At 39.1% G+C, this 26,316-nt stretch carries 24 protein-coding genes and 1 riboswitch; of the genes, 13 read left to right on the top strand and 11 right to left on the bottom strand.

Features of this window, described 5'->3' with window-relative positions; translation table 11 throughout:
* Positions 1–175 precede the first annotated feature (175 nt).
* The 3 genes from ACOZ9X_RS11710 to ACOZ9X_RS11700 all read left to right on the top strand — a co-directional run bounded on the left by ACOZ9X_RS11710 (position 176) and on the right by ACOZ9X_RS11700 (position 2,590).
* Positions 176–1,414 carry a DUF2157 domain-containing protein gene (locus ACOZ9X_RS11710; RefSeq protein ID WP_423418337.1) on the top strand — a complete coding sequence of 413 codons (1,239 nt, stop codon included), beginning with the start codon at positions 176–178 and terminating at the stop codon, positions 1,412–1,414.
* On the top strand, positions 1,407–1,928 hold the full coding sequence (locus ACOZ9X_RS11705; RefSeq protein ID WP_423418336.1) for a GDYXXLXY domain-containing protein: 522 nt from the start codon (positions 1,407–1,409) through the stop codon (positions 1,926–1,928). Before ACOZ9X_RS11710 ends, ACOZ9X_RS11705 begins: the two co-directional genes overlap by 8 nt.
* Positions 1,929–2,257: 329 nt before the next feature.
* Positions 2,258–2,590: a hypothetical protein gene (locus ACOZ9X_RS11700; protein ID WP_137790566.1), complete on the top strand. Its 333-nt coding sequence runs from the start codon at positions 2,258–2,260 to the stop codon at positions 2,588–2,590.
* A gap of 26 nt (positions 2,591–2,616) precedes the next feature.
* On the opposite strand, the gene ACOZ9X_RS11695 is transcribed toward ACOZ9X_RS11700, so the two are convergent.
* Positions 2,617–3,939 carry a protoglobin domain-containing protein gene (locus ACOZ9X_RS11695; protein WP_423418335.1) on the bottom strand — a complete coding sequence of 441 codons (1,323 nt, stop codon included), beginning with the start codon at positions 3,937–3,939 and terminating at the stop codon, positions 2,617–2,619.
* A gap of 165 nt (positions 3,940–4,104) precedes the next feature.
* Between ACOZ9X_RS11695 and ACOZ9X_RS11690 the strand changes: the two genes are divergently transcribed.
* A complete protein-coding gene (locus ACOZ9X_RS11690; protein ID WP_165389501.1) occupies positions 4,105–4,257 on the top strand; it encodes a hypothetical protein in 153 nt (50 codons plus the stop codon).
* Positions 4,258–4,314: 57 nt separating this feature from the next.
* On the opposite strand, the gene ACOZ9X_RS11685 is transcribed toward ACOZ9X_RS11690, so the two are convergent.
* From ACOZ9X_RS11685 to ACOZ9X_RS11650, 8 genes are all read right to left on the bottom strand, one after another.
* Positions 4,315–6,339 (bottom strand): ABC transporter ATP-binding protein, encoded by a 2,025-nt coding sequence (locus tag ACOZ9X_RS11685; protein ID WP_423418334.1) that lies wholly within the window; start codon positions 6,337–6,339, stop codon positions 4,315–4,317.
* Between the two features lie 2 nt (positions 6,340–6,341).
* A complete protein-coding gene (locus ACOZ9X_RS11680; RefSeq protein WP_423418333.1) occupies positions 6,342–8,099 on the bottom strand; it encodes an ABC transporter ATP-binding protein in 1,758 nt (585 codons plus the stop codon).
* 738 nt (positions 8,100–8,837) lie between these two features.
* A complete protein-coding gene (gene ribH / locus ACOZ9X_RS11675) occupies positions 8,838–9,305 on the bottom strand; it encodes a 6,7-dimethyl-8-ribityllumazine synthase (protein WP_066239884.1) in 468 nt (155 codons plus the stop codon).
* A gap of 16 nt (positions 9,306–9,321) precedes the next feature.
* Positions 9,322–10,515: a bifunctional 3,4-dihydroxy-2-butanone-4-phosphate synthase/GTP cyclohydrolase II gene (locus ACOZ9X_RS11670; RefSeq protein WP_423418332.1), complete on the bottom strand. Its 1,194-nt coding sequence runs from the start codon at positions 10,513–10,515 to the stop codon at positions 9,322–9,324.
* Positions 10,516–10,526: 11 nt separating this feature from the next.
* A complete protein-coding gene (gene ribE, locus ACOZ9X_RS11665; protein ID WP_423418331.1) occupies positions 10,527–11,174 on the bottom strand; it encodes a riboflavin synthase in 648 nt (215 codons plus the stop codon).
* A gap of 178 nt (positions 11,175–11,352) precedes the next feature.
* A riboswitch (FMN riboswitch) is annotated at positions 11,353–11,500 on the bottom strand.
* Positions 11,501–11,554: 54 nt separating this feature from the next.
* Positions 11,555–12,922 (bottom strand): TrkH family potassium uptake protein, encoded by a 1,368-nt coding sequence (locus ACOZ9X_RS11660; RefSeq protein ID WP_423418330.1) that lies wholly within the window; start codon positions 12,920–12,922, stop codon positions 11,555–11,557.
* Between the two features lie 103 nt (positions 12,923–13,025).
* The gene (locus ACOZ9X_RS11655; RefSeq protein ID WP_423418329.1) at positions 13,026–14,102 is read right to left on the bottom strand and encodes a hypothetical protein; all 1,077 of its coding nucleotides are present in this window, start codon (positions 14,100–14,102) and stop codon (positions 13,026–13,028) included.
* An 88-nt stretch (positions 14,103–14,190) separates the two neighbouring features.
* On the bottom strand, positions 14,191–14,919 hold the full coding sequence (locus tag ACOZ9X_RS11650) for a TIGR02206 family membrane protein (protein ID WP_423418328.1): 729 nt from the start codon (positions 14,917–14,919) through the stop codon (positions 14,191–14,193).
* 119 nt (positions 14,920–15,038) lie between these two features.
* Between ACOZ9X_RS11650 and ACOZ9X_RS11645 the strand changes: the two genes are divergently transcribed.
* The 6 genes from ACOZ9X_RS11645 (at position 15,039) to ACOZ9X_RS11620 (ending at position 20,671) form a co-directional block, all read left to right on the top strand.
* Positions 15,039–15,662, top strand: coding sequence for a YhbD family protein (locus ACOZ9X_RS11645; protein ID WP_423418939.1), 624 nt, complete (start codon positions 15,039–15,041; stop codon positions 15,660–15,662).
* 20 nt (positions 15,663–15,682) lie between these two features.
* Positions 15,683–16,468, top strand: a complete 786-nt coding sequence (locus ACOZ9X_RS11640) for a polymer-forming cytoskeletal protein (protein ID WP_423418327.1) — start codon at positions 15,683–15,685, stop codon at positions 16,466–16,468.
* Between the two features lie 188 nt (positions 16,469–16,656).
* Positions 16,657–18,138 carry a spore germination protein gene (locus ACOZ9X_RS11635; protein ID WP_423418326.1) on the top strand — a complete coding sequence of 494 codons (1,482 nt, stop codon included), beginning with the start codon at positions 16,657–16,659 and terminating at the stop codon, positions 18,136–18,138.
* Positions 18,139–18,168: 30 nt separating this feature from the next.
* A complete protein-coding gene (locus ACOZ9X_RS11630) occupies positions 18,169–19,314 on the top strand; it encodes a Ger(x)C family spore germination protein (RefSeq protein WP_423418325.1) in 1,146 nt (381 codons plus the stop codon).
* A 17-nt stretch (positions 19,315–19,331) separates the two neighbouring features.
* A complete protein-coding gene (locus tag ACOZ9X_RS11625; RefSeq protein WP_423418324.1) occupies positions 19,332–19,562 on the top strand; it encodes a hypothetical protein in 231 nt (76 codons plus the stop codon).
* A 14-nt stretch (positions 19,563–19,576) separates the two neighbouring features.
* Complete coding sequence (locus ACOZ9X_RS11620) at positions 19,577–20,671, top strand: GerAB/ArcD/ProY family transporter (RefSeq protein ID WP_423418323.1); 1,095 nt, start codon at positions 19,577–19,579, stop codon at positions 20,669–20,671.
* Positions 20,672–20,710: 39 nt separating this feature from the next.
* Here ACOZ9X_RS11620 and ACOZ9X_RS11615 read toward each other — a convergent pair whose 3' ends face one another.
* Positions 20,711–21,919, bottom strand: a complete 1,209-nt coding sequence (locus ACOZ9X_RS11615) for an MFS transporter (RefSeq protein WP_423418322.1) — start codon at positions 21,917–21,919, stop codon at positions 20,711–20,713.
* Between the two features lie 155 nt (positions 21,920–22,074).
* Here ACOZ9X_RS11615 and ACOZ9X_RS11610 point away from each other — a divergent pair, with 155 nt between their 5' ends.
* Together ACOZ9X_RS11610 and ACOZ9X_RS11605 are read left to right on the top strand one after the other, a co-directional pair.
* A complete protein-coding gene (locus ACOZ9X_RS11610; protein WP_423418321.1) occupies positions 22,075–22,431 on the top strand; it encodes a winged helix-turn-helix transcriptional regulator in 357 nt (118 codons plus the stop codon).
* A gap of 120 nt (positions 22,432–22,551) precedes the next feature.
* Positions 22,552–24,012, top strand: coding sequence for a flavin monoamine oxidase family protein (locus ACOZ9X_RS11605; protein WP_423418320.1), 1,461 nt, complete (start codon positions 22,552–22,554; stop codon positions 24,010–24,012).
* Positions 24,013–24,079: 67 nt separating this feature from the next.
* Here ACOZ9X_RS11605 and ACOZ9X_RS11600 read toward each other — a convergent pair whose 3' ends face one another.
* Positions 24,080–24,601: a DinB family protein gene (locus tag ACOZ9X_RS11600; RefSeq protein ID WP_423418319.1), complete on the bottom strand. Its 522-nt coding sequence runs from the start codon at positions 24,599–24,601 to the stop codon at positions 24,080–24,082.
* 233 nt (positions 24,602–24,834) lie between these two features.
* Between ACOZ9X_RS11600 and ACOZ9X_RS11595 the strand changes: the two genes are divergently transcribed.
* Positions 24,835–26,301 (top strand): SulP family inorganic anion transporter, encoded by a 1,467-nt coding sequence (locus ACOZ9X_RS11595; RefSeq protein WP_423418318.1) that lies wholly within the window; start codon positions 24,835–24,837, stop codon positions 26,299–26,301.
* The last annotated feature ends 15 nt before the right edge of the window (positions 26,302–26,316 follow it).

The following is a 26,316-nucleotide window of genomic DNA, read 5'->3' as shown; positions in this document are numbered from 1 at the left end:
TGTTCTTTTTTAATGACCCTTATTTAACATAATTAACATAAGACTTCGTATACTCTTTTCAATTTATTGCTTGATAACACGTTTTACCTTGTGTAATATTACACTAAAAGAGAATTTTTGTGTTTCGTCCTGTTTTAATCGAAATAAACATATACATGAATTGAGGTGGTAAAACATGAACAAAAAATGGATGAGAAAAGAAGGTCAAAAGTGGATCGCTGACAACATCATTTCTGAAGATCAGTTAGATTTAATTCTTGCAAGATACCCTGATTCTGAAGACAAGGGCAAGGTTACTGGTGTATTACCCATTCTAGCTAGTGTTTTAATCGGCATCGGAATTCTATCTTTCATCGCATCAAATTGGGGAGAAATCTCACCAATCGCTAGACTTTCCTTACTTATCGTGTTTATGCTGAGTTTTTACTATTCAGGTGAACGGTATTTAAAAGCCGGCCAACGTTCATTAGGAACTTCTCTTAATCTTCTTGGAATTATTACATTTGGAGCAAGTATCATTCTTTTAGGTCAAACTTTTAACCTTAATGCAGTCGATGCCCGTTTATTCGTTTTCTGGAGTCTTCCTGCCATCTTTTATTTATTCAGAGATCGTCACAAGCTATATTTTTTCCTCATTGGGCTTTTAACAGTAGGAGGGCAACTTTACAGCATAAGTGAATTTCAAAGCTTTAGTTACCTTTTATGTATCCTTTTTATCATAGCTGTCGGAGGCTTTGTTTTCTTGTATCCATCCACTCTAAAATCTTGGATTTTTACGATTGGACTCAGTACACAAGTTCTCATGTTTATTACGGTTAAAGATATTAATTTACTTTGGTTCTTCTTATTTGGATTCACTTTATTTACAAGTAGTTTATGGGTCGAAAAGAGAGTATTTAAACAACCGTTTAATCGCGTAGGAACACTCCTTGGATTTGGTTTTGCTTACGGATTATATTTCTTACTTACAAATGAATTTTCTTCTGATTTTGAGCTGCCGAACCCTTATCTGTTCATCCCTGTACTGGTCGTTCTATTCGCTCTATCAGTCGTCGGAAAGCGTCAGGAGAATTTATACATGCATGCATGGGAACTCTTGATTTTCATGCCGTTCTTTTACCTTGTCAAAGTGACTGAACCGTTAATAGTTGGCATTGTTTATTTAATCATTATGTTTGTTTATTCTGGCTTCAAACTTGCGGAGGGCTATCGTAACGAAAGTCGGTCGCAGATCAATTTTGGAATTGTACTCTTTCTGCTCGTTTGCTTAATGGGTTACTTTAATCTGGCATGGTCCTTTATGCCAAAGTCCATTTTCTTCTTATTAGGTGGAGTTCTTTTATTCATACTAAATGCGTTTCTCCAACGTAAGAAAAAGCAGATCTTAAAGAACGGAGGTCCGCATCATGATTAAAAAAAGAGGTTGGATGATCGCTGCCCTTCTTCAAGTATTATTTCTGGTCTTTATCGCAGGAAGTTATTACAGCATCGATTATTTCGGAAAAGAGATCAAGATTAAGACCGTTCCCGTCGATCCAAGAGATCTTTTGTATGGTGATTATGTAACACTTCGTTATGATATTAGTACAGCTCCTCTCAAAAGCTATAGAGGTGATGCAGCTGAACTAGATCGTGGTAATCATAAGACCTATGTAGTTCTGCAGCCTAACAAAGAAGGTTATTATGTGGTTAAGAATGTTTATTCTAAAAAACCAGATATAACGAAGAACCAGGTTGTGTTAACGGCTAAAGCTGAAAAAGTCTGGGGTCAAAACTCGTTCGATCAAATTCAGCTTACGTATGGATTTGAGAGGTATTATGTTCAGGAGAACACGGGGAAAGAACTTGAACAGCAAGCAAAGGACATGGATGTGGTCATAAGTGTTGCACCTTGGGGATCTCATAAAATTGTAGAGCTTAATCCTTAAATGCTGATTGACTCATAAAGAGCAGAAAATGCCCTTTATGAGTTTTTTTACGTTTATTGCGGGAGGTGTTTGTCGAAAATCCGATAAATAATCTTATCTACGGCATTATCGAGGATTACCTCGTATCAAAATCGGTTTACCTCGTAATGTGCGCCTCTGTCTTTTATGAACATTTCATTCGAAAACGTCCTGCAGACACGCACTACAGCATTCCTACTAAAGCGTTCGTCAGCAAAAAACTCTTACATACATTTTTTTGTATCTAATTACTCATTATTCTCCGGTTTAAGTTTAAGGATTACGGGAAAATTGATAATGAGGTGAAAACAATGTCAGATACTAAAATTATCGAACTAAAAGATGTACTAAATGGGTGGGCTGGTAACCAGATTTCTATTCGTAAAGAAGAAGCAGGAGATCTAGATCAAATCAGAATCTCATTAGATAAGGCAACCTTTGAACAAAGAGACGCACATGATGACTATTTAGGTGATCACATATTGTTTTTACACGGTACAGCTTATGCAGCAGAAGAAGGTTCACAAGTCGAACTACCTACCATAACGTACGAGATACCGATCGATGGAATTAATGATATTCGAACAGACGATAACATCGTTTCATTTGAAACCAATAGAGCACAATATGTAATCAATAAATAAAGAAGAGATCCCTCGGGATCTCTTCTTTATTCTTGTTGCATGCTTTTCGTAACATCTGTTAACGAATCGGCTGAAACGGCGATCTGCCCTACAGCATGACTCAGTTCTTCTATCACTTCAGCCATCACTTCTACTTCTTTTTCTAGCTTTCCGCTTCTATCCGTACTCTCATCCATCTTAGAAAGAATAGCTACAAAGAAATCTGATATTTCCGTAGCTTCACTGACACTATCATTTATATAATGATGAATACTTTCAACAGATTGAGTGACAGCTTCTATTCGTTTGTGTGTATTTTTCACAAGTTCTGAAACACCTGAAACAGAGGTCTTTGTTTGATCAGCTAATTTTCGAACTTCATGAGCGACAACAGAGAATCCTTTTCCAGCCTCTCCAGCTCGAGCAGCTTCTATGGCTGCATTTAGGGAAAGAAGGTTCGTTTGTTCCGCGATGGCTGTAACGATATCAACAACATCGTTAATCTTAACAGTTGCTTGCTCCAAGTTGATTAGTTCAGTTGTAATCTGTTCTGATTGGTCTTTTACTTTTAGGATCATTTGCTGATGATCGTCTAGTTTGTTCTTACCTGCTAACGAATGATTAGATACCTGTATAGCAGATTCTGCTGTGCTCTTTGCAAAAACAACCACTTCATCAGCCTTTGATGTTAACTCTTCTAGAGCTGCACTCGTCTCTTCTGAGATACTCGCTAGTTCTTCCACAGAATCCCCGACTGATAATGCGATCTGTCTTTTTTGCTCTTCATGTTGCTCTCTTTGTTTGATTTGCTCTAACTCAAAAGTTTCTAAGACAATCTGTTGTTCAAAATTCAAAATCTTCGTTACTGCTTTAACAGCAAGCAGATACTCATTTTTATTCTCAATATGTTTGTCCAAAATAGATAAAAAAGACAGCAGCATATCCTGAAAAGAACAGATGTACCATTTCGGCTGCAGTCCGATCTTAAAGTGGATGTGGGCGATTACTTTTCTTTGTTCTATATACGCTGTATCGATAACACCATCAAACATTTCTTGTATATGCTTAATCAACGTCACTTGAAGCTTATTAACTGAACTGTGTTTTTGAATAATTTTCATCAAGCCAGGCACATGTTCAATATTTTTATAAAATTGGTTCACGATCTCTTCTATATTCTCAGAGATCAACGGTTTGATCGAGCGAATGATAGCTAAGTCATCCACTGTTAATGAAATCATGTTCAATTGCTTCTGCCATTCACTGTTTGGAGATACTAAGATCTTTACATCTTCTTTGACGTTTCCAGTAGGATCAATTAATGCTTCCGTACTCTTCTTTTTTGTTAGTATGCTTAAAATAGATGCCAATTTAATTTCCTTCTTCCTTTATAATCACTAACATTTCATCCAATATGATGCAATTACATGCGACTATACGCTCATTTTATAGTTTCATATGTTTTATCGACTTCTTTAAGGGAATCTTTTACTAAACAAAAATATTTTTAAAAAACGCAAAGAGGAGTGATTCACATGTGGAAAAAGAGATGGGCAGCTGGAACACTGGCAGCAATGTTAACGTTAGGTGGATTAACTGCTTGTGGAGACGGTGTTGATCAAGACAACGGTGTAGACGATGGCGAACAAAATGATGAGATGGATGAAAAGAATAAAGAAGAAGGTTAATAATGAACCTTCTAAAAATAACGAAAAAAGGACCCCTAGTGAGGCCCTTTTTTTCGTTTAACTTACTGCGCGTGTTTCCGTTTTTCCTTGTTGAAGCTGATACATCTGGAAGTAACGTCCCTTTTCTTTCATCAGTTCATCGTGACTGCCTCGTTCTACGATCACACCACGATCGAGAACTAAGATCTGATCGGCACTCTTAATGGTAGAAAGCCTGTGGGCAATAATAAAAGTGGTTCTTCCTTTCTTTAACACATCTAACGCCTCTTGAATCACAGCTTCTGTTTCTGTATCGATACTTGCCGTTGCTTCGTCGAGAATTAAGATAGCTGGATTGTACGCTAACGCTCTTGCAAATGAGATTAATTGTCTCTGACCGGATGAAAGGGTACTCCCTTTTTCAATAACCGGTTCATCCAATCCTTTTGGCAAGTTGTTGATAAACGGCATTGCCCCTACATCCGTCAGCGCTTTTTCAACTTGTTCGCGTGTGATGTCCGGATTATCTAAGCTCACATTGGATGCAATCGTTCCTGTAAACAAGAATGGGTCTTGCAAGACGATCCCCATATGCTGTCGAAGCTCCTGTTTAGAAAGCTTCATGATGTCTTGGCCATCGATCATGATTTTTCCTTGTTTAATATCATAGAAACGGAACAGCAGATTCATGATAGAACTCTTCCCAGAACCCGTATGACCGACAAGCGCCACTGTCTCACCTTGATTTGCTTCAAAAGCGATGTTTTTAAGGACAGGTTCACCTTCTACATAACTAAACGTAACATCATGAAATGCTACATTCCCTTTGTATCGCTCAACCTCTGTTTCTGTTACTTTCTGTCCTGGCTCATCCATCAGCACGAATACTCGCTCTGCAGATACAAGTGCCTGCTCAAGCTGTGCAAGCTGGTTAACCATACCTGTTACAGGGTGGAACATTCGGTTTAGATAATCTACAAACGCATACAGAACACCGATTGAAATGACAGAACCTACGCCAAGCGCCTGCCCGCCAAAGTGCCAGATGAACGCCATGAACGCAAGGTTCTTTAATAACAACACAAGGTTATGTCCGGTCATCGCGTTAAGACTTAAGAGCTTATTTTGAAAGGTGAAATATTCTTTATTCATCGTTTCAAATTCTTCTGCAGTCTTATTTTGCCGCTTAAATGCTTGAATGATTGTCATTCCATTGATTGATTCGTTAATCATTCCGTTAATATCACTAAGTGTAGAACGAATCTTATGATTGTATTTAGACGCAAACTTTCGGTAAACAATAATCCAAACCACAAGGATCGGTACGAGGATCAAACAGATGGTTGCAAGCTTAGGATCAAGCAAGAACAACGCGATGAATATCCCTGTCAAATAGATGATTCCGGTAAAGAAGTTTGCTAATACGTTAATAAATAATTCTTTGATCGCTTCCGTATCATTCGTAATACGAGACACGATTTTTCCAGCAGGTTGATTATCAAAATATGTAATCGCTACACGCTGAACATGAGCGAATACATCTTGACGAATCTTCTTGATAACCAGATTAGAAGAGCGCTGCAGCATATAGCGCTGACCATACTGAAAGAATGCTGCAAAAACGAGAAGCCCCAAGTAAATCATGGTCAGTTTCATGATTCCTCTGATCTCTGGCTTATAAAAAGCAAATGTTTCACTCGTACTTAGTTTATCTGCTGAATAGGTTTCTGATTTTCCTTTAAAAGAAATCGTCACCTCTCCGTTACTCGCTTTTCGTTCCCCATCAAAAGATATTTTGGTAGGTACAACGAAATAGTCTCGTTTCACTTGAATGACTCGTATCTCTTTTCCTTTATCTTCTCCAGGATCAAAATGATCGCTTCGCTTATACCAGTTTCCATCGTATTTCACTGCTTCTTTTTCTTTACTATCCACTTGATGCCATGGCCGCTCGATACCAAGAATATGGTCATCGATCATCGTCTTTGCGATGAACGGTCCAGTTAGCTCCGCTCCAATGGCAACAGTAAGCATCAGAAGCCCGAGAATAAAGTTCTTTTTATAGTGAAGTGCGTATTGAAACAGGCGTTTTCCAACGTTCATGGCTACACCGCCTTATTATCATTTAAGTTTTGTTCGATCTGTTGACGTTCGTGCTGTTCTTTATACCAGCCGTCTCTTGCTATTAAATCTTCATGTCTGCCTTGATCCACGATGGCCCCATCATCAATTACGATGATCCAATCTGCATGTTCAACTGCCGACAATCTGTGAGTTGTAATAAAAGTGGTTTTCCCAGCGCGTTCTTTTCGGATATTACCGATGATCGCTGTCTCCGTCTTCGCATCAACAGCTGATAAGGCATCGTCTAGGATCAAGATCTCAGGATCTACACACAGTGCTCGTGCAATAGACACACGCTGTTTCTGTCCTCCTGATAACGCCACACCTTTTTCACCAACAAGTGTGTTCAATCCTTCCGGAAGGAACTGAACATCTTTTCTGAATGATGCCATCTCCATAACATGATTCAACTTATCTACACCAGCTGTGCTATTTCCGAAAAGGATATTTTCCTCTACTGTTTTGGAGAAAAGAATAGCATCCTGAGGTACGTATCCGATCCAGCCTTGCAGATCTTCTAGAGCGATATCTTCAATACCCACGCCAGAGAATGTGATGTTCCCTTTTCCAGACGGATATTCTCTTAAAAGCTGTTTAAGAAGTGTTGTTTTCCCGCTGCCTGTTCGGCCAACAATTCCAAGAGTCGCACCTTTTTCCACCTTAACATTGATGTTCTTTAAGTTATCTGTTTCAGAAGAAGGATAACGGAATGTCACGTCCTCAAATGCAATCGTCCCCGGATCTTCTAATGGAATAAGGTCTTCTCTATCCTTAACATCCGGCGCATAGCTAAGCGTCTCATTCACTCGATCAAGTGACGCACTTCCACGTTCCATGACGTTAATAAGTTCACCGATCGCGATCATCGGCCAGATCAGCATACCTAAGTAAACGTTAAACGTAACTAGCTCTCCAAGTGTAATCGTCTTATGAAAGACCATGTATGCTCCGTAACCTAAACCGATCAAATAACTGATTCCTACTAATACTTTGATCGTCGGCTCGAATAAGGCATCGATTCTTGATACAGCCAAGTTTTTTTCAAATACATCTTCTGTTACTTTATTAAAACGCTCTACATCCTCTTCTTCTTGAACATAAGCACGAATAACACGTACTCCTTGTATGCTTTCCAGAACAGAATCGTTCATTTCTCCAAAAGCGTCTTGTGCAACGGTAAAACGCTGATGTACTTTTTTTCCGTATTTTTTAATAATAAATGCGATAATCGGCAGTGGAATAAGTGCCGCAAATGTTAATTTCCAACTGATCATGAATCCCATCACAAACAGGATCGTCAGCATGAACAAACTAGAATCTACAAGAGTTAAGATTCCAAATCCTGCAGTCATCGAGATGGCTTTTAAGTCATTTGTCGCACGTGCCATCAAATCTCCTGTTCTATTTTTCTCAAAAAACGTAGGTGTCATCTTTAATAGGTGACGCATAAAACTTGAACGCATCGAGCGTTCGATGATAAAAGCGCCTCCAAAAAGCTGATACATCCAGATGTACATCGTAATGTACATTGAAACGAGAACAGCTACAAAGATTCCGAGAGTCTTCATCATGTCTTCTCTTGTGATCGTACCCATATGAATCGAGTCAATAATGTTACCGATGAGTTTCGGTGGGATGATCTCGATGATCCCAACACCAGTCAGCAACACTACTGCAATGGTGTATCGTATCCAATGTTTCTTAAAGAACCAAGCTAATTTACCTAAAACTGAAAACATAATGTCTCTCCTCTCGATCTACCATTCTTTTAAACAGGTGTTTAACGAAGCTACCCAAAAAGTGTATGATCCTTACGTTCTAGCCACGCATTCAACGATTTACTCTTCATCTGTTCTCCTCCTCATAATTAGTGGATCTATTGCAACAAGAAGAGTAAACTCTTCTATGCAAACAAAAATAAAAAAGCATACCATTCGAACTCGGTATGCTTTGAAATCATAAAAAAACACACGTCACGACTGGGGTGACCTGCGTACAAACTTGTATATAGAAAAGGCAGATATGTAGAAAAATGATTCTAATACATCTCTTCCGGCAGGCCATGATATGAAATTGTAGAGTCAACATGCATTACTACAGTGACCGCAATTTGAGTAACAATCATTTCTTTCACCATGACACAACCATCCTTTCCATAATTTTGTAGTTTGTAACTTTGGTAATCTTAACACTATTCTAATAACTATGTCAATTGCTTTTAGATATGCTTAAAATTATTTAAATTGCTGTTAATTTGTACTTTAGAAGGACGTCAGGCTAGTCGTTTTAGCATTCAATCCAGAAGTTGTAGCATTCAATCCACGAGTTTACATCTTTAATCCACATATTTACGCACTTTATCCACGAGTTATTACTCTCAATCCAAAAGTTACCCTCGAATCGACATCCTTCGACAAACTCCCCCAAAAAAAAAACCCGCCACTTAAAAAAGCGGCGGGCTTTCACACACATACAACTTATCCTAATTGACGCGTTAAGTTGGCCATTTCGATCGCAGATACAGCTGCTTCCCAACCTTTGTTTCCTGCTTTCGTTCCAGCGCGTTCGATCGCTTGTTCGATCGAATCAACGGTTAACACGCCAAAGATTACAGGAACACCGCTCGTCATAGATGCTTGAGCGACTCCTTTTGCTGCTTCATTACATACGTAATCAAAGTGAGGCGTTGATCCGCGAATGACAGCTCCTAGCGTTATTACTGCATCATAATTACCGCTATCTGCCATCTTTTTCGCGATCAACGGGATCTCGAACGCTCCAGGAACCCAAGCGATGTCTACATCGTCTTCAGAAATACCGTGTCTCTTGAAAGCGTCCTGTGCGCCAGACACCAATTTATCAGAAATAAAATCATTAAAACGTCCTGCTACGATACCTACTTTTAATCCTGTACCAACTAAATGTCCTTCAAATAATTTTGCCATGACTATTCCTCCTGATTTAGAAATGAAGCATATGCCCCAATTTGCTCTTTTTTGTTTTCAAATAATCTTCGTTGTTTTTGTTATGTGGCATTTGAAGCGCCACACGATCTGTCACTTCTAAGTCATAACCTTTTAATCCAGCAATCTTTCTTGGATTATTCGTCAACAGCTTCATCTTACTGATGCCAAGATCTTTTAAAATCTGAGCACCGATGCCATAGTCACGAAGATCTGGTGCGAACCCAAGCTGTTCATTTGCCTCAACCGTATCTAGACCTTCTTCTTGAAGTTTGTATGCTTTCATCTTATTGATAAGTCCGATACCGCGGCCTTCTTGTCTCATGTACAGCAGAACGCCACGTCCTTCTTTTTCTATCTGAGAAAGAGCTGCGTGAAGCTGCAATCCGCAATCACAACGCGCAGAGCTGAATACATCACCTGTTAAACACTCAGAATGAACACGAACTAAAACGGGCTCCCCGTTTGCTACATCACCTTTCACAAGTGCAACATGTTCTTTTTCATCTAATACATTCGAAAAGCCGATCGCTTTAAAATCACCAAATTCGGTGGGCAGATTAATCTCTACTTCACGCTTAACCATCTGCTCTGTTTTGTTTCGGTACGTAATGAGGTCTTTAATCGTGATCAATTTCATATTATGCTGTTTCGCAAGCTCAACAAGTTCAGGAACACGAGCCATCGTTCCATCTTCTTTCATAATTTCACAGATCACACCAGCAGATTTGCTGCCTGCCATTTGAGCGAGATCGATGGCTGCTTCTGTATGCCCTGCTCTTCGCAGCACACCTCCGTTTTTTCCGATCAACGGAAAAATATGACCAGGACGCTTAAAATCAGATGGAACTGAATCAATATTTACAAGCTCCCGAACAGTGGCCGCTCTTTCTTGAGCCGAAATTCCCGTTGTTGTGGAAATATGATCGACACTTATCGTAAAAGCCGTTCCATGTGAATCTGTGTTAGTAGTTACCATTGGTGAGAGGTCGAGCTTTATTGCAATTTCCTCAGAGATCGGTGTACAGACCAATCCTCTGCCATGTGTCACCATAAAGTTGATCGTTTCAGGAGTGATTCCTTCAGCGAGTGCTACAAAGTCTCCCTCATTTTCACGATCTTCATCATCGACAACGATCACAATTTTTCCTTCTTTAAGATCTGCAACTGCTTCTTCTATGGAGTGAAACATGAACTCTCCTCCTAAAATCCGTGCTCTTGTAAGAAATCAAGAGACAACTTCGACTTTTGTTTAGTTTCTTCTTTCGGCGATAGCATATTGTGTACATATTTTGCGAGCATGTCGCATTCAATGTTCACGATGTCACCCGTGCCTTTCGATCCTAAAATCGTATGATCTGCTGTATGAGGAATTAAAGAAACGGTAATTGTACTTTCGGTTACCTCAAAGATCGTGAGGCTTGTCCCATCTACAGAGACAGAGCCTTTCAACATGAAATAGCGCATCAGATGTTCAGGTAACGCTATCGTGTAATAGATAGCATTTTTCTCTGGACGCTTTTCAATAATTTTTCCTGTCCCATCCACATGCCCGGAAACGAAATGCCCACCGAACCGGCCACCAGTAGCCATCGCTCGTTCAAGATTGACGAAATCACGGTTGTTTAAATGGCTCAATGTGGACGAACGAAACGTTTCAGGCATAACATCTACAGTGAACTCCCTTTTATTAAAAGAAGTCACCGTTAAACAAACACCGTTTACCGCTATACTATCTCCAAGGTTTACATCTTTCAGTACTACTTCAGCTGTAACGGTAAGTACGATTGTTTCGTTGCCTTTAGAAATGGATTTTATCGTACCTTTTTCTTCGATAATGCCTGTAAACAAGAAGCTTTCCCTCCCCTCGTATGACGTTCGTATCATCGTAAATATGCATAAGCTGGAGTCCTTTTTTCTTAATACAAATAACCCCGGAAACAAAGCTTCCGGGGTTTTAAATGTTAAGAATATAACGAAATAAACCTTTAATTATACCGTCTTAAACACAGGTATTTTAAAAGTGTTCACGTTCCTTCTCCCATCCAGACTATACTGTCGGCTTCGGAATTACACCGAATCCACCGTTTCTGCTACAAGCAAAACCGGGTCACGGACTAAGAGGCTATAGCCTCATCACCGCCGGTTGGGAATTTCACCCGACCCCGAAGGACTTATTTACTTATGTTCATTATAAGTAAACATCGAAGTGAATTCAAACGTGATCACTTTTATTGACCAATTATTAATTTTTCTTTCGGATAATGAATGTGCTCTGTAACCACTTTTCCTCGAATAATGAACAAGAATGACAATACGCCAATTCTTCCGATAAACATCAGAAGCATTAAGATCACTTTACCGGTTGAGCTTAACTGACCTGTAATTCCAGTGGAAAGCCCTGTCGTTCCAAAAGCTGAACATACCTCGAAGAATAGGTACTCAATCGGCATAGGGTCAGTAATCGCTAAGATGATTGTGGATGTCGTACAGAGCGACATCGCTACAATAATAACGATAAATGATTTTTGAATGTCTTCTGGATAGATCTCTCGCTTGAAGATCTTAATCGTGTTTCTTCCTTTGGCATAAAAGAGAATCGCTAAAAGAGCTACGGCAAACGTTGTTGTTCTTATCCCCCCACCCACTGAACTAGGTGAAGCCCCAATAAACATCATGATTGATAAGAAGAGCATGGTTGGTACGGTTAGTTGCGAGATGTCCATCGTAGATAAACCGCCACTTCGAGTGGTTACGGATTGAAACATCGAATAGAAAAACGTCTCATGCCAAGACTTTCCTTCAAAGAAAGCGTTCATCTCCAATACATAGAAACCTATGGCACCTGTTACAACTAAAATAGCAAATGTAGTTGTAGTGACCTTAGTAAAAAGAGTAAACGTATAGCGCTCAAGATACTTACGCTCTTTTATAAAGTTATTGATCTCGACTAAAACAGGAAATCCTATCGCACCTGATGTGATCAATAACATTGTCACGATTTGAACGAGATAATCATGACGAAACGGAATTAACGAGCTTCCCGTTATATCAAAGCCAGCGTTCGTTGTGGCTGTAACTGCAGCGAAAAAAGCATGATACAATACTTCGATCTCTGTATCGTAATAAGGCTGAAACAAGAAAAAGAACAATATGGTGCCGACGACTTCAATTCCAATGATTAGCGTTAAGATTTGTTTCATCAGCTGGACAAGTCCAGCAAGCGTTGATTGGTTCTGATCCGTCATTATCAGTTGACGTTCTCTCATACCAATCCTCTTTCCTATCAATAACCATACTGCTGTACCGAGTGTCATAACTCCGATTCCGCCAATCTGCACGATGATGGCGAGAAGGACGACTCCAACATGATTAAACGTTTCTGAGATACTAACAGAAGTTAGCCCTGTTACACTAACTGCACTCACCGCTGTAAAAAGAGCATCAATAAATTTCAACTCTACTCCTTCATTATGTCCTACCGGCAAGCTTAACAAGATAGTCGCTACTAAAACGGACAATAAGTAAAAGATAACGATTAGTTGAACGGAAGTTAGAAATGATTTTTTATGTTGTGAAGTTGCTGTATTTTTAAACATATATTTTCACCTGTCGAAAGGATTTTTCTGTAACCTTCTGAAATCTTAACAATAGCATTTCCATTTAACAAGGTGAAATTGAACATTTGCTAAAAAAAGACTGTTAATCTTCTAAGTTACAACCTTGATCAGCCATTCTTTTATCAATAAGCCTCATTAATTCAGTCGGATGGTCTACTTTAATAACTACCCTTGTCACGTTCTTCTTAAATCCATATATGATCTCTGACCTTATAGGTTTTTTCAAAAGCAACTCAATATTCGGTTTTTCCGGAAGAAAATCACTTACTCGCGCTTCAAACGTATATTTGAGTTCAGCTGCACTCAACTCATTTGGCCCTTCATACGTTTTCCATTCTTGAATGTATTTAAACGGAAGATCAAGGCTTTTTATAAATCCTATATTTAAAATCAGTGAATGTTCTGTAACGATTACAGGTACTTTTTTCACGGCTTGCATCTGGCCGATCAGAAAAAGAATAGAGTAGATGTTTATAAATAGTAAAATCAGAGAGACTGTATGGTTCCACTGGCTGAAGAAATAATGAAGACCGACTGATTCGATGATCAGTGCGTGAATCAACATGAGCTGGAGAGCTACATAACTCGTGTTCTTATGATAAGTAAATGTTTGTTCATTAATCATAGGTGCCCTGCGCCAGGAGAAGAGTGCATAATAGAACATCGTAACTTCACTAACGAGAGAATCGATCAAGCGACTTCGCGTGAAATGGACGCTAACAGCCTGTTTGAATCTCAATAAAAACGGTATTTCAACAGCTGATTCACTGTACGTCTTCTTTACCTGAGGAAACTTTCTGCACACGATAAACAACAGATACAGTTCGATCGAGATGAAACCAGCTTCTAGAAGAAGTAGAGCTTTCGGAATAAATGATACAGATTTCATGAGAGCATCTGGAATGATCCATGAGGCAAAAGCATAACTCACTAATGCGACAAGCAGTGTCAGCTTCCATGTATATCTTTTACGTATAATAAAGTAGTAGGTCAATAGAGGAATAACAAGCAGAAAATCAAACATGGAGCCAATGAGCACGGAAGTAGGTACTGGTTGGAAATAAGTTGTTTGATACAGAATTACATTGCTGCCAATGACCAATAAGCTCAGTAATAGATAAGGTATCCACCTGATCGGCCTGTTCATGGTTTCAATCATAAAATCCCTCCTCATTTCCATTATACAATAAATTCCATTATTTTCTTCTTTGGCATGGATTTGTCACAAAAGGTACAAAAAAAAGGACCTATGCCTTAAACGACGGATGGCCTTTTTTGAAGTGAATTCGTTTTTCTTTGACCGGAATAAAAACAAGCAGACATAAACAGAAAGCGACTAGTTCTAATGATAGGATATACCACGGATAAGGCCCTAAGATATCCATAAGAGAAGCACTCGATGGTTTCTCTAGCAAAAACATATAATTCGCACCGATCGCTACATCTACAACATATACAAGTACCGCATACACGTTCAGCCATAAAAAAGCTCGAAAAAGAAGCTGCCAGCTAATGGTATAAGATTTTATAATCGCATAGTAAAGAGCTGTCCAAACAATACATGCATGCGCCAGAAAATATTGAATGAAACGAAAATGCCAAGGTTCCTGAAACAGCTCTGGTGTCAATAACCCCTGCACAGCACCTGTTAAACCAAAAAGATAAACAAAAGCAAACAGTCTCCGATTATCTGTTATGAGCAACAACACGCATAGCAGAATATTGAAACTACATAACTGCAAAGGCAGGAAAATATGAATATCCCATAAATCATTATGAATGGCCCATATGTGATACGTACTCTCAGAGATTATAAGTCCTGTGATCAAGATTTTCTTCCATACGTGCATCTTCCTTATTCGAATACGATAACCATACATGCCAATACACACAAAGAAAATAAGAACTAATACTAGAACATGCTCCCACTGAAACATCCTAAAGCCCGAAGTTCCTGCACTAAACCAATTCTCCATTGCCCCCTCCACCTTCTACCTCATACTATTCAAAAGTCTTCGTGCAATTTCCTTTGTATCGTTTTAAAAATTATTGCATAACGTAACAGTGTTATGTTACATTGGAATCAAGGAGGTTAATCATGGAAAATCTAATCTCAAAAAAGGATCTATTAGAAGAAGCGAATATCTCATACGGCCAGCTATACAGATGGAAAAGAAAGAATTTAATTCCCGAAAACTGGTTCATTCGAAAATCTACCTTTACAGGGCAAGAAACATTCTTTCCTAAAGATGATATTTTGCTACGCATTGAAAAAATTAAAACGTTAAAAGATGACCTATCACTCGATGAACTAGCTGATATGTTCTCCCCTTCCCCAACACTTACATCCTTATCAGCAGAAGAACTCACAAAACGAAACATTGTTTCACAAACAGCGTTAGACATGTTCAACAACTTTCATGGGCACAATCAATCATTCTCTTTTAATCAGTTATTAACTCTATATGTCTTACATTCATTGCTGCAAACAGGCGATGTAAACCGTTCAGAAGGCCTTGACTTGTTACAGCTCTTTCACGCTCAAGCACAGAACGTTAAGAATGCTGGATGTGAGTTGATTTTCATCAGAAAGATGGGCGTCTCCTTTTTTATTCTCACACCTGAACCAGCCAATCTTTTCTTAGAACCTCAAGCTAAAAAAATCGCTCACTATAAATTAAGTCAGTGCATAGAAGAACTAAAACTAAAGCTTTCTTAATCATTGAAGGAGGAATAGCAATGGAACGAACTCAGTTAAAAAACATTAGCATTTCTGGATCTGGAACTTCATCTGGCGGCGAATATGATCAAGTAAAGGTTAACGGCTCTGCACATATACACGGTAATCTTATTTGTGAACAATTTAAATGTAACGGAAGTGCCCACCTTGAAGGAAATATCACAACGGATACTGCCAAGATCAATGGATCCACCCATTTCGAAGGCGATGTAGAAGTGAAGGAAATGACGATAAACGGCAGTACGGATATCGACGGTCATCTTCTATGTGATGAATTAAAGGTTCAAGGCTCTTCTACTATTAAAGGAAATGTTAAAGGAAAAGAAATTATCGTTCGTGGTTCTGCCTCTGTAAATGGAAATGTTTCAAGTGACGAAATAGATGTGAAAGGGCAAGTGAAAATCAAAGGAGATTGTGAGGCTGAATCTTTTGAAGCTCGCGGTAATTTTAAAATAGATGGCCTCTTAAATGCAGGGACGATCGACGTAGAACTTCTACGTCACTGTGAAGCAAAAGAAATTGGTGGTGAGAACATCACGGTTAAAAAGACTCGCGATGCGTCTGGCTTTAAAAAATTGATCAAGTTTTTTATGAGCAACCATATCGACCAACTAACGGCAGAGGTGATCGAAGGCGACAACTTGTACCTTGAACACACACATGCTGAAGTAGTTCGAGGCAACACGGTAGAAATCGGACCAGGTTGTGATATTAAAAGGGTTGAATATAAAACAAGTTTAGAGATTGATCCCGACGCAAAAGTGGGAACTCAGGAAAAGATTTAAACATAGGATTCTCTCATCCGAATTTTGAAAGCTACCACACTGTAGGTAGCTTTTTTTGTTTGGCTACTTCGAATTCAATGTTTTAAAAGTAATTGATCAAAAAAATCCTTCAAACCTTTCCATGGTAAATAATGTATAGTTTTCTATCCTTCATCAAACATTATAAGATGAGGCAGGTGTTAACCATCATGGAGACAACAAAAGTAGAAGTTCCTATCAATAAAGACCTTCAAGCAAATGACGAATATATACGTAACCTCTATAAAAACTGTGATGACATCAAGATCAGACATTTTCAATTTGGTTCAGATTATAAACAAGAAGCCCTTGTTGTACACTGTGATTCTCTCGTTCAAGAAGAAAAATCGAACCTGCTGCACCAGGTTATCAAGGACATGCCTGATTTTGAGGCAGCACTCTCTCTTGCTGTTTCCGTTCAACAGATAAAAGTGTTTTTTGAGAATAAAGGTGTCTCATCAAGGCCCGTAATGCTTTTGAAAAACTACGATGAACTAAATGCTAACATCGTAAACGGCCATATCGTCTTGATCTTTGACAAATGGGACTTAGCACTGAGCTTTGATGCTTCTTCTGTAGAGAAGAGAAGTGTTGCAGAACCACAGAACGAAGTAGTCGTTGTTGGCCCTCGAGAAGGAACGATTGAAAACCTGCAAAAGAACCTTGGCTTGATTCGTTCAAGATTAAAAACACCCGATCTTAAGTTCATTTTCAAACAAACAGATAGCAAGTCTAACACTAAATTTGTTTATGGCTATTTAGATGGAACTGTAAAAAAAGAGATGCTTGAAGAATTCGAATCGCGAATCAACAAGATTAAAAAGGAAGAAATTCTAGAAACGTCCTATATCGCTGAATTGATTGAAGAGTCGTCCGTCACTCCCTTTCCTCAATATCGATTTACAGAAAGACCAGATGTGGCTTCGGCTTCGTTGTTGGAAGGTAAGATTATTATTTTGATGGAAGGAACAGGTACGATCGTCATCTGCCCTGGCCTATTTAATGAATTTTTCCAATCTGCTTCAGATTATTATCAACGATCTGTTTTTTCGTCGATCATCAGGATGGTAAGGTTTGTTGGTTTTATTTTGAGCTTGGCTCTACCTAGCATCTATATCGCCCTGACTACTTTTCATTCTGAACTCATACCTACCGTTTTATTGATCGCCCTGTTGGATACACGTGAAGGTATCCCTTTTCCTGCTATTATTGAAGCTTTGATCATGTTGTTTTTTTTCGAACTTTTACAAGAAGCAGGTGTCCGGCTACCAAAACCCATTGGGTCAACCGTTAGTATCGTTGGAGCGTTGATTATCGGAGAAGCGTCTATTAACGCTGGACTTGCCTCTCCAATCATGATCGTTGTAATTGGGTTAACGGGAATCGCTTCCTTTTCTATCCCTTACTATGATTTCGGCTTTGCAGCACGTTTATTGCGAATACCGTTGATGTTTCTTGCGGCCATCATGGGTGGCTTCGGTTTATTCTTAGGATTTATTCTTATATTCCTCCACCTATCCAAATTGCACGTTTTGAAAGAACCTTACCTTGGTTCATTCACACTTAACAGCACCTCATTACTAAAAGACGGTTTCTTTCGATTGTCATTAAAAAAATTATTAAAACACCGAAGCACAGGCAAAAACGTTTAGGGCATTTACTTATAAAAAGGTGGGGTTTACATGCAAAAGTTAATCAAATATATGGTTGCCTCTTCCCTCCTTTTTTTATCAGGGTGCTGGGATCATGCTGAACTTACTGAATATGTTTTTGTTCAATCTCTTGCGATCGACCAAAAAAAAGATGGAAGAATTAAACTTACCACACAATTTTATAAGCCTGCTCCAAAGATTGCTTCAGCCGGTGGTGGTGGAGAATCTTATTTCAACCTTGAAACAGAGGCAAAATCCGTTTTTGATGCAATAAGAGATGTGACCATTCATTTAGGGAGAAAAGCAAATTGGGGACACGTTCGTTTTATCGTGATCAGTGAGAAAGCAGCTAGAAAGCAATACCTTGGTTCTGTCCTAGACTTCTTTTTCCGAGATCATGAGCCGAGACTCTTGACAGGAGTTGCAATTACTGAGGGATCTGCCGCTGACTATTTAAAAGAAAAGCCTCATGTTGAAAATACAGTAAGTGAACAGTTAAATGAGGTAACGAAAACCGGAAGTAAGTTCAGCGCAAAAACGTACCCTGCAAATTTGTTTACGATTGGAAAACAGCTTCACAGCGAGGTCGATACGGTCTACGTTCCCTACCTTAAAAAAGAAAAGGAAAAAGAGAACAGCATCTTCGTAGACGGTCTCTCCCTCTTTCAAGATGGAAAATTAAAGACGGTTATTTCAAATAAAGAAACGAAGTCACTCATGCTAGCTCTTAATGATTTTCAGTTTGGAATTATCAGTATCACTTGTAGAGGAAGTAAATTACAAGAGTCATTTGAGATCACCGAATCTCATACCAATTCATCTCTTGAAATAAAAAAGGGAATTGTCCATTACTCCCTTCAACCAAAACTCCAAGCTAGCATAGGAGAATTAGAATGTTCGACGATCGAAACCAAACATCAACTAAAGGTTTTACATAAAAAATTAGAAAAACAAGTGAACCATAATTTGATGGCATTATTAAAGCAATCTCAAAAAAGGAATATCGATATTATCGGATTGGGAAACCATATCTATCGCTCGAATCCGAAAGAATGGCAACGAATGAAAAAAGAAAAAGTACCGTATTACAAAGATGCTGTCTTTCATGTTAAATCAGAAGTTAACATCTTAAACACTGGTACAGACATAAGCAAACCTTTTCACAAAAAATATTAGAACGATGAGGAATCGCTATGGTTGAAAAACTTATTATAGGAAGCTTGATTGTATTATTGTACTTCGACTATCAATCGATCAAACAAGATAGTCGGTCCAAAAAAATTTATGTAATGCTATCCATTCCTGCAGGATATATGCTTTATTCTTATCTAACAGGTCGGAGCCTTCCGAATTTAGATGATGGATTCCAGGTCATCGTAGGTCCCATGGCTAAAGCGATCACCTCATGGCTACAAGTAAAATAATAAGGAGTACCCTTATGCACACAGGAAAAATCAGTTATTGGCAAATGGCAGTCTTATTTCAAGTGTATATGACAGGTTCAGCTCTTATTAATATCCAAGGGCCTATGTTGGCTGCTGCTCATAACAGTGCCTGGTTCGCCATGCTTCTCGCTAACTTAGTTGGTTTTGTCATCTTATTTCTTGTATTAACGCTTCATAATGAGTACCCTGATCAATGTTATGTGAATCAAGTTCGCCTTACATTAGGAAACGTGATGTCTTATGTAATCATCATTCCTTTATTCTTAGTCATGTTGTATATCACATCAAACATTGTATATGGTATGGGTCAATATTTCACAACATCGATGATGAGAGAAACGCCACTCTTCATCTTTCATCTTCTTATCTTAATCACTTCCAGTCTAACTGCAAAAGCTGGAATAGAAGTAATGGGACGCATGTTTCACCTATTGATGTACATTCTGTTATTCATCTTTATCATCATGTTAATTCTGCCATACAACACGTATGAGATCACCAATCTGCTTCCTTTAGCTCCTCTAGGATTTAAGCCTATACTACACGGCGTATATGTAGGTTTTGGATTTCCTTATATGGATGTTCTTTTCTTTGCCATGATCATCTATCTGGTAAAGCAAAAACCGGGGCAATCTATCAATAAATGGCTCTATTTAGGATTATTCATCAATGGAATCGTACTCTCCTTAACGATTCTCTGTTCATTATTAGGCCTTGGACCATTAGTGTTTCTAAAGAAATTTCCGCTCCATGTTCTTTCTCAGTTGATCAGCATCGGCGAGATTGTTGAACGTGTAGAAGCAGTCTTTGGCATCGCATTAATTCTAGGAACGTACATGAAGATTTCATTATTGCTTTTTATACTTGATCAAGCACTTTCTACGCTATTCAAAGTAAAAGCTGCACACTTTATTAACATCATTACAGTCATCGTGTTCTTACTTTCTCTTACAATGTACAAAAATGAAATTGAATTGGGTGAATCTGGATCCTTTTTGCAGACCCCTGTAACGTTTATCTTTGGACTCCTCCCCCTTTTACTTGTCGTGATTGTGGCAAAAGTGAAAAAAAAGAAAAAAACGGCTTAAAAAAGAAGGCCAGCCAAAATGGCTGCCTTCTTTTCAAATTTATATTGTTCTCTTTTCAAGTGATGCACTCCATGCTGTTAAGAGAACTGCTCCAAATACCATCACTCCGCCAATCCAAGGTGTATGGATGATACCGATCGAGTCCACGATCAGTCCTCCAACCGATGCTCCAATCGCGATACCTAGATTAAATGCGGCAATATTAATGGCTGACGCAACATTTACTGCAGATGGTACATATCTTTCCGCCAGTTTCACAACATAAACTTGTAGACCCGGAACATTCATGAACGCTAAAAGTCCTAATAAGAAGATAGTAACCGTCCCAGCAATTTTAAAAGGTGCTGTAAATGTCAAAATCACTAATATTACAGCTTGAACAACGAACATCCAAAATAACGCTTTGGTCGGATTTTTATCTGCAGCTTTACCTCCTACCGTATTGCCGATCGCAACAGCAATCCCGTAGCCTAGCAATATCCAGCTAACAGATTTTGGAGCATACCCTGTGACATCTTCTAAGATCGGTGCTAAATACGTAAATGCTACAAACGTTCCACCATAACCAAGAGCCGTAATCGCAAAAGCTAATAACAAACGACCGTTTTTAATAATTTTAAATTGATCTTTTAAGCTTGATGGTGGTGCTTCTTTTAAATCTTTCGGAACTAATATGGCACTAGCGATGATGGCAACAACACCTAGTAGAGCAACTGCCCAAAAGGTAGCTCTCCATCCAAAGGTTTGTCCGATAAATGTTCCAAGTGGAACCCCTGTTACAGTCGCAACAGTAAGGCCTGTAAACATGAAGGCGATCGCACTTGCACGCTTATGTTCGGGCACAAGATCGGCTGCGATCGTTGCACCTATAGAAAAGAACACACCATGAGAAAAGGCAGTGATGAATCGCGCGATCAATAGCAGCGTAAAACTTGTTGATAGGGCTGCAACCATATTTCCAGCAATAAAAACGACCATTAACAAAAGTAACAACGTCTTTCTGTTCATTTTATTTGTTAACGCTGTAAGGACTGGTGCTCCGAATGCCACACCCATCGCATATCCAGATATGAGTAATCCTGCTAGGGTGATCGAAATGTTAAGGTCTGATGCTAATGAAGATAAAAGTCCTACAGGTACAAACTCCGTTGTACCAATACCAAATGCCGAAATGGCTAATGCTAATAACGCGGGAAAACCACCTTTTGACTTCGACGCGTTTTCCGTTTGAACGGCTGTTGAATTCATCTATTATTCCCTCCATAAATTTTTAGTTGGTGAATGAACTAGTCATTCGGATGACTTGATGCTATTATGAAATATATACAAACTAAAAGTAAGTACGCACTTTTAAGTAATGTAGGCACTTTTAAGTAACAATTAAGTGATAGAGGTGATTATAGATGAAAAAATACAACATACCTGTTGAAGCTGCACTTGAAGTGATCGGCGGAAAGTGGAAAGTCGTCATCCTCTGCCATCTTATAAAAGAGAAACGAAGAACCGGTGAGTTGAAGCGATTAATGCCAGGAATCACACAAAAGATGCTCACACAACAACTTCGAGAACTAGAAGATGACGGAGTAATCCTTCGCGAAGTGTACAATCAGGTTCCTCCACGTGTTGAATACTCTCTAACAGATTACGGTTGGTCGTTAAAAGGGATCTTGGATTCACTCTGCGCTTGGGGTGAGCAACATATCGAGAAGACTTATCCGAATAAAGATTATGTCTTAGTTCAAACAGAAGAACTCGTTTAAATCATAAAAAATGGCAGCCACCGTGGTTGTCATTTTTTGGTTTTAATATCAAAATAATATTCTTTAGGATTTTTTAATACATTGTTAGAAGAAATAAACGTTCACATAGGGGGACTTGTGATGAATAGGAACCGTTTAACAGTTGAAGGAATGCTAGAAGTGATAAAGAACGGTCTACCTATGACGAACTCTCCGCAGAAGATTATTGTCGTTGGTGCTGGCATGGCAGGGCTCGTCGCATCAACGTTGTTAAAGAATGCAGGACACGAAGTTATCCTTTTAGAATCTACTCATCGAGTCGGTGGACGCATCTATACAGTTCGAGCACCTTTTACACACGGTAACTATTTTGAAGCTGGGGCGATGCGAATTCCGGAGATGCATAAACTCGTTTTAGCGTATATCAAGAAATACAACCTTGCGATCAATGAGTTCGTAAACAGCAATCCTCATGACCTTCTTTTGGTCAATGGTATTCGGACCACTTATGATGCTTATGAAAAAAATCCCGACATCTTAGGATTTCCGGTCTTAGAAAATGAAAAAGGAAAAACGGCTGAAGAGCTGATTGCTTATGCCGTTCAGCCGATTGCTGATTTTATTGAACGTGATCCTGATAAAAACTGGCCGATCATCATTCAAAACTTCCAACAATACTCCCTTGATAACTATCTACGTAACAACCCTTACGGAAGGTCCTTATCTGCTGGAGCCATTGATATGATCAAAGTACTCCTATCACTCGAGGGGCTTCCAGAGCTCTCTCTTTTAGAGATGCTGAGAGATATCTTAATTATTTTCAAAAAACCCCCACTTAAATATTTTGAAGTAACAGGCGGTTACGATCAGCTGCCGCGCGCTTTTCTTCAAGATCTACGGCATCATATCTATTTTGGGCAGAAGCTGACTCGACTTGTGCAGACAGAGTCTACCGTCAAACTATATACAGAGAGTCCTCAAACACTTCATCGTTTTTCATTTGAAGCAGACAAAGTTTTAATTACCTTACCTTATTCTGTTCTTAATTTTGTAGATTTTGAACCATACCACTCTCTCTCCTACCTAAAAAGAAAAGCGATTCGCGAACTGCATTATGTACCATCGATTAAGATAGGAATTGAATTTAAACATCGCTTCTGGGAAAAAAATGCCCTTTCTGGAGGAAAAACCGTCACGGATCAAGCAACACGATTCACTCATTATCCGAGTCGTATCCGACAAGACATTCCATCAGGTGTCGTGATCGGAAGTTATACGTGGGAAGATGATACGTTTCCTTGGAGGAGTTCGTCGAACGAGATGAAAATTAAAGAAACCTTAAAATATCTCGCACAGTTTCACGGTGATCACATCTATCAACATTTTGTTACAGGGTTTAGCCATGATTGGTCAACTGATCCGAATGCTGGTGGATGCTTTACCATGTTTAAGCCTTACCAAGAATTAGAGTTGTTTGAAGCGATCAAAGCTCCAGAAGGAAGACTGCATTTTGCAGGTGAGCATACAACACTCAAGCATGGATGGGTGGAAGGAGCAGTTGAATCTGGGGTCAGAGCTGCGATTGAGATGAACGCCGTTTAGCCATTAATTATGTACACAAAAACGAGCCGATATCATGTGAGATCGGCTCGTTTTTTTAAACAATTGTTTAATTTTTTGATAAGTATCGCTCTATGATAATGTTACGATGGTGTATCTCGTGACCCGCTATGATCATCATTAAGGCACGAGTGGTCACCGGATGCCCATTTGCCGTTCCTTTCCTTTCTAATGCCTTCTTGCTTAAGCTTTTAATGAGCTGTATTGTCGCCAAGCGCACTGCAACAAAATGTTCTAGCAAATCTCTTACCGGGAGGTCATCAAAACCGGCTTCTTCAACATAAGCATTTTCATCGTATCCAGGAAGTGAGCTTGTTTCCCCTCGTGCGATAGAAAGTAAACGATAGCTCATGATTCTCTCCGTATCTGTTATGTGACCAAGCACTTCTTTTACGCTCCACTTCCCTGTTGCATATCGGTAGGCAAGCTGTTCATCATTTAAAATGCTTACGATTCCTACTGTTTCTTTCATTTGATCTGTTAATACTTGGATGATATCCCCTTCAGGCACTAAGCTTACATACCCCTTATAATAATCTGCGTACTCATATCCTTCTGATTTCTTATTCATATCCTCATCCCTTTCCTTATGTATAGCGTATAATTGTATTTTTCTACTGATGCTATAAAAAAAGCAAGAAATTCAAGATAAATGAGAGGAAAAATTATATTTACGCGCTTACATTCCGTTACTACCTTTCTTCTATCCATGTTATAATCAAACGCGTTGACATCGGACCCGACTTTCATGAGAGTTGAAAGTCAAAAAACAGTTTTCAAAATAAAGAAAGAGGTGTGTTTTTGTTGGATTTTAATAAAATAAAACAGGAGTGGTTCGGTAACATCCGAGGAGATGTCCTTGCAGGACTTGTAGTCGGATTGGCTCTTATTCCAGAGGCGATCGCTTTCTCCATCATTGCTGGTGTAGACCCTATGGTTGGTTTATATGCCTCATTTTGTATTGCCGTTGTAATTGCCTTTTTAGGTGGAAGACCTGGAATGATATCAGCCGCAACTGGGGCTATGGCTCTTGTCATGGTAACTCTTGTTGCAGAACATGGACTGCAATACCTGTTAGCAGCAACCGTCCTTACAGGTGTGATTCAAATTCTAATCGGGGTATTAAAGCTCGGTAAATATATGAAATTCATCCCTCGATCTGTGATGGTCGGTTTTGTAAATGCGCTAGCTATTCTCATATTTACTGCTCAGCTTCCTCATTTCGTCGGAGAATCATGGGTCATGTACGCGATGGTCGCAGGGGCTTTAGCCATCATTTATCTTTTTCCGAGAGTGACAAAAGCGGTGCCGTCTCCTCTGATCGCCATTATCGTAATCACGATTATTGCAGTGATGTCAGGGTCAACTGTTCGAACTGTCGGTGACATGGGTGAATTAACACAAGCTCTACCATTGTTCTTAATTCCTGACATCCCTTTAACATTTGAAACGTTACAGATTATCTTTCCATACTCATTTGCTCTAGCGCTTGTGGGACTTCTAGAGTCTCTATTAACCGCTCAAATCGTAGATGATATGACAGATACGGATAGCGATAAGAACAGGGAAGCAAAAGGACAAGGAATCGCTAACATTGTTGCGGGATTCTTTGGAGGTATGGCCGGCTGTGCGATGATCGGGCAATCGGTTATCAACGTTAAATCAGGTGGTAGAGGAAGACTTTCTACATTTATTGCTGGAGCATTCTTAATGATTCTTATTATCTTACTCAACGACTTGCTCTCGATGATTCCAATGGCAGCATTAGTTGGCGTTATGATCATGGTATCCATCGGTACTTTTGATTGGTCTTCTATAACAAAACTTCATAAGATGCCAAGAACTGATGCTGCGGTTATGATCGTTACAGTCGTTACAGTGGTGCTCACTCATGATCTTTCAAAAGGCGTTCTAGCTGGTGTTATCTTAAGTGCCCTGTTCTTTGCAGCTAAGATTTCAAAAGTTGAGATATCTTCTACGATCGATAACAACAGCAAAGTATATGTAGTAAAAGGTCAGTTATTCTTTGCATCAGTAACAGATTTCGTTTCACAGTTTGACTTCTATGAACGTGTCGAGCTTGTTACGATCGACTTGTCCCATTCTCATGTTTGGGATGATTCCGCTGTAGGTGCCATTGATAAAGTCGTTTTAAAATATCGCCAGAATCAAACAGATGTTCAAATTACTGGCCTAGATGCTTCTAGTAATAAACTGGTAAAAAAATTAGCTATTTATGACAAGCCAGAATCTAATATCATCGCTCATTAACTTTTTAAAAGATAC

Origin of the sequence: Fictibacillus nanhaiensis, from assembly GCF_049537595.1 — a bacterium.
Taxonomy (GTDB): Bacteria; Bacillota; Bacilli; order Bacillales; family Fictibacillaceae; genus Fictibacillus; species Fictibacillus nanhaiensis_F.
The sequence above is the reverse complement of the archived record's forward strand: the minus strand, read 5'-3'. Positions and strand labels throughout refer to the sequence as shown.

What these genes read in the sequence shown, in the direction of transcription:
- ACOZ9X_RS11660 (WP_423418330.1), bottom strand. Translation starts at nt 12,922, where the DNA reads ATGTTTAAAAATACAGCAACTTCACAACATAAAAAATCATTTCTAACT.
- ACOZ9X_RS11680 (WP_423418333.1), bottom strand. Translation starts at nt 8,099, where the DNA reads ATGTTTTCAGTTTTAGGTAAATTAGCTTGGTTCTTTAAGAAACATTGG.
- ACOZ9X_RS11620 (WP_423418323.1), top strand. Translation starts at nt 19,577, where the DNA reads ATGCACACAGGAAAAATCAGTTATTGGCAAATGGCAGTCTTATTTCAA.
- ACOZ9X_RS11630 (WP_423418325.1), top strand. Translation starts at nt 18,169, where the DNA reads ATGCAAAAGTTAATCAAATATATGGTTGCCTCTTCCCTCCTTTTTTTA.
- ACOZ9X_RS11600 (WP_423418319.1), bottom strand. Translation starts at nt 24,601, where the DNA reads ATGAATAAGAAATCAGAAGGATATGAGTACGCAGATTATTATAAGGGG.
- ACOZ9X_RS11655 (WP_423418329.1), bottom strand. Translation starts at nt 14,102, where the DNA reads ATGATTGAAACCATGAACAGGCCGATCAGGTGGATACCTTATCTATTA.
- ACOZ9X_RS11615 (WP_423418322.1), bottom strand. Translation starts at nt 21,919, where the DNA reads ATGAATTCAACAGCCGTTCAAACGGAAAACGCGTCGAAGTCAAAAGGT.
- ACOZ9X_RS11635 (WP_423418326.1), top strand. Translation starts at nt 16,657, where the DNA reads ATGGAGACAACAAAAGTAGAAGTTCCTATCAATAAAGACCTTCAAGCA.
- ACOZ9X_RS11705 (WP_423418336.1), top strand. Translation starts at nt 1,407, where the DNA reads ATGATTAAAAAAAGAGGTTGGATGATCGCTGCCCTTCTTCAAGTATTA.
- ACOZ9X_RS11625 (WP_423418324.1), top strand. Translation starts at nt 19,332, where the DNA reads ATGGTTGAAAAACTTATTATAGGAAGCTTGATTGTATTATTGTACTTC.
- ACOZ9X_RS11690 (WP_165389501.1), top strand. Translation starts at nt 4,105, where the DNA reads ATGTGGAAAAAGAGATGGGCAGCTGGAACACTGGCAGCAATGTTAACG.
- ACOZ9X_RS11700 (WP_137790566.1), top strand. Translation starts at nt 2,258, where the DNA reads ATGTCAGATACTAAAATTATCGAACTAAAAGATGTACTAAATGGGTGG.
- ribH (WP_066239884.1), bottom strand. Translation starts at nt 9,305, where the DNA reads ATGGCAAAATTATTTGAAGGACATTTAGTTGGTACAGGATTAAAAGTA.
- ACOZ9X_RS11610 (WP_423418321.1), top strand. Translation starts at nt 22,075, where the DNA reads ATGAAAAAATACAACATACCTGTTGAAGCTGCACTTGAAGTGATCGGC.
- ACOZ9X_RS11605 (WP_423418320.1), top strand. Translation starts at nt 22,552, where the DNA reads ATGAATAGGAACCGTTTAACAGTTGAAGGAATGCTAGAAGTGATAAAG.
- ACOZ9X_RS11640 (WP_423418327.1), top strand. Translation starts at nt 15,683, where the DNA reads ATGGAACGAACTCAGTTAAAAAACATTAGCATTTCTGGATCTGGAACT.
- ACOZ9X_RS11670 (WP_423418332.1), bottom strand. Translation starts at nt 10,515, where the DNA reads ATGTTTCACTCCATAGAAGAAGCAGTTGCAGATCTTAAAGAAGGAAAA.
- ACOZ9X_RS11710 (WP_423418337.1), top strand. Translation starts at nt 176, where the DNA reads ATGAACAAAAAATGGATGAGAAAAGAAGGTCAAAAGTGGATCGCTGAC.
- ACOZ9X_RS11685 (WP_423418334.1), bottom strand. Translation starts at nt 6,339, where the DNA reads ATGAACGTTGGAAAACGCCTGTTTCAATACGCACTTCACTATAAAAAG.
- ACOZ9X_RS11650 (WP_423418328.1), bottom strand. Translation starts at nt 14,919, where the DNA reads ATGGAGAATTGGTTTAGTGCAGGAACTTCGGGCTTTAGGATGTTTCAG.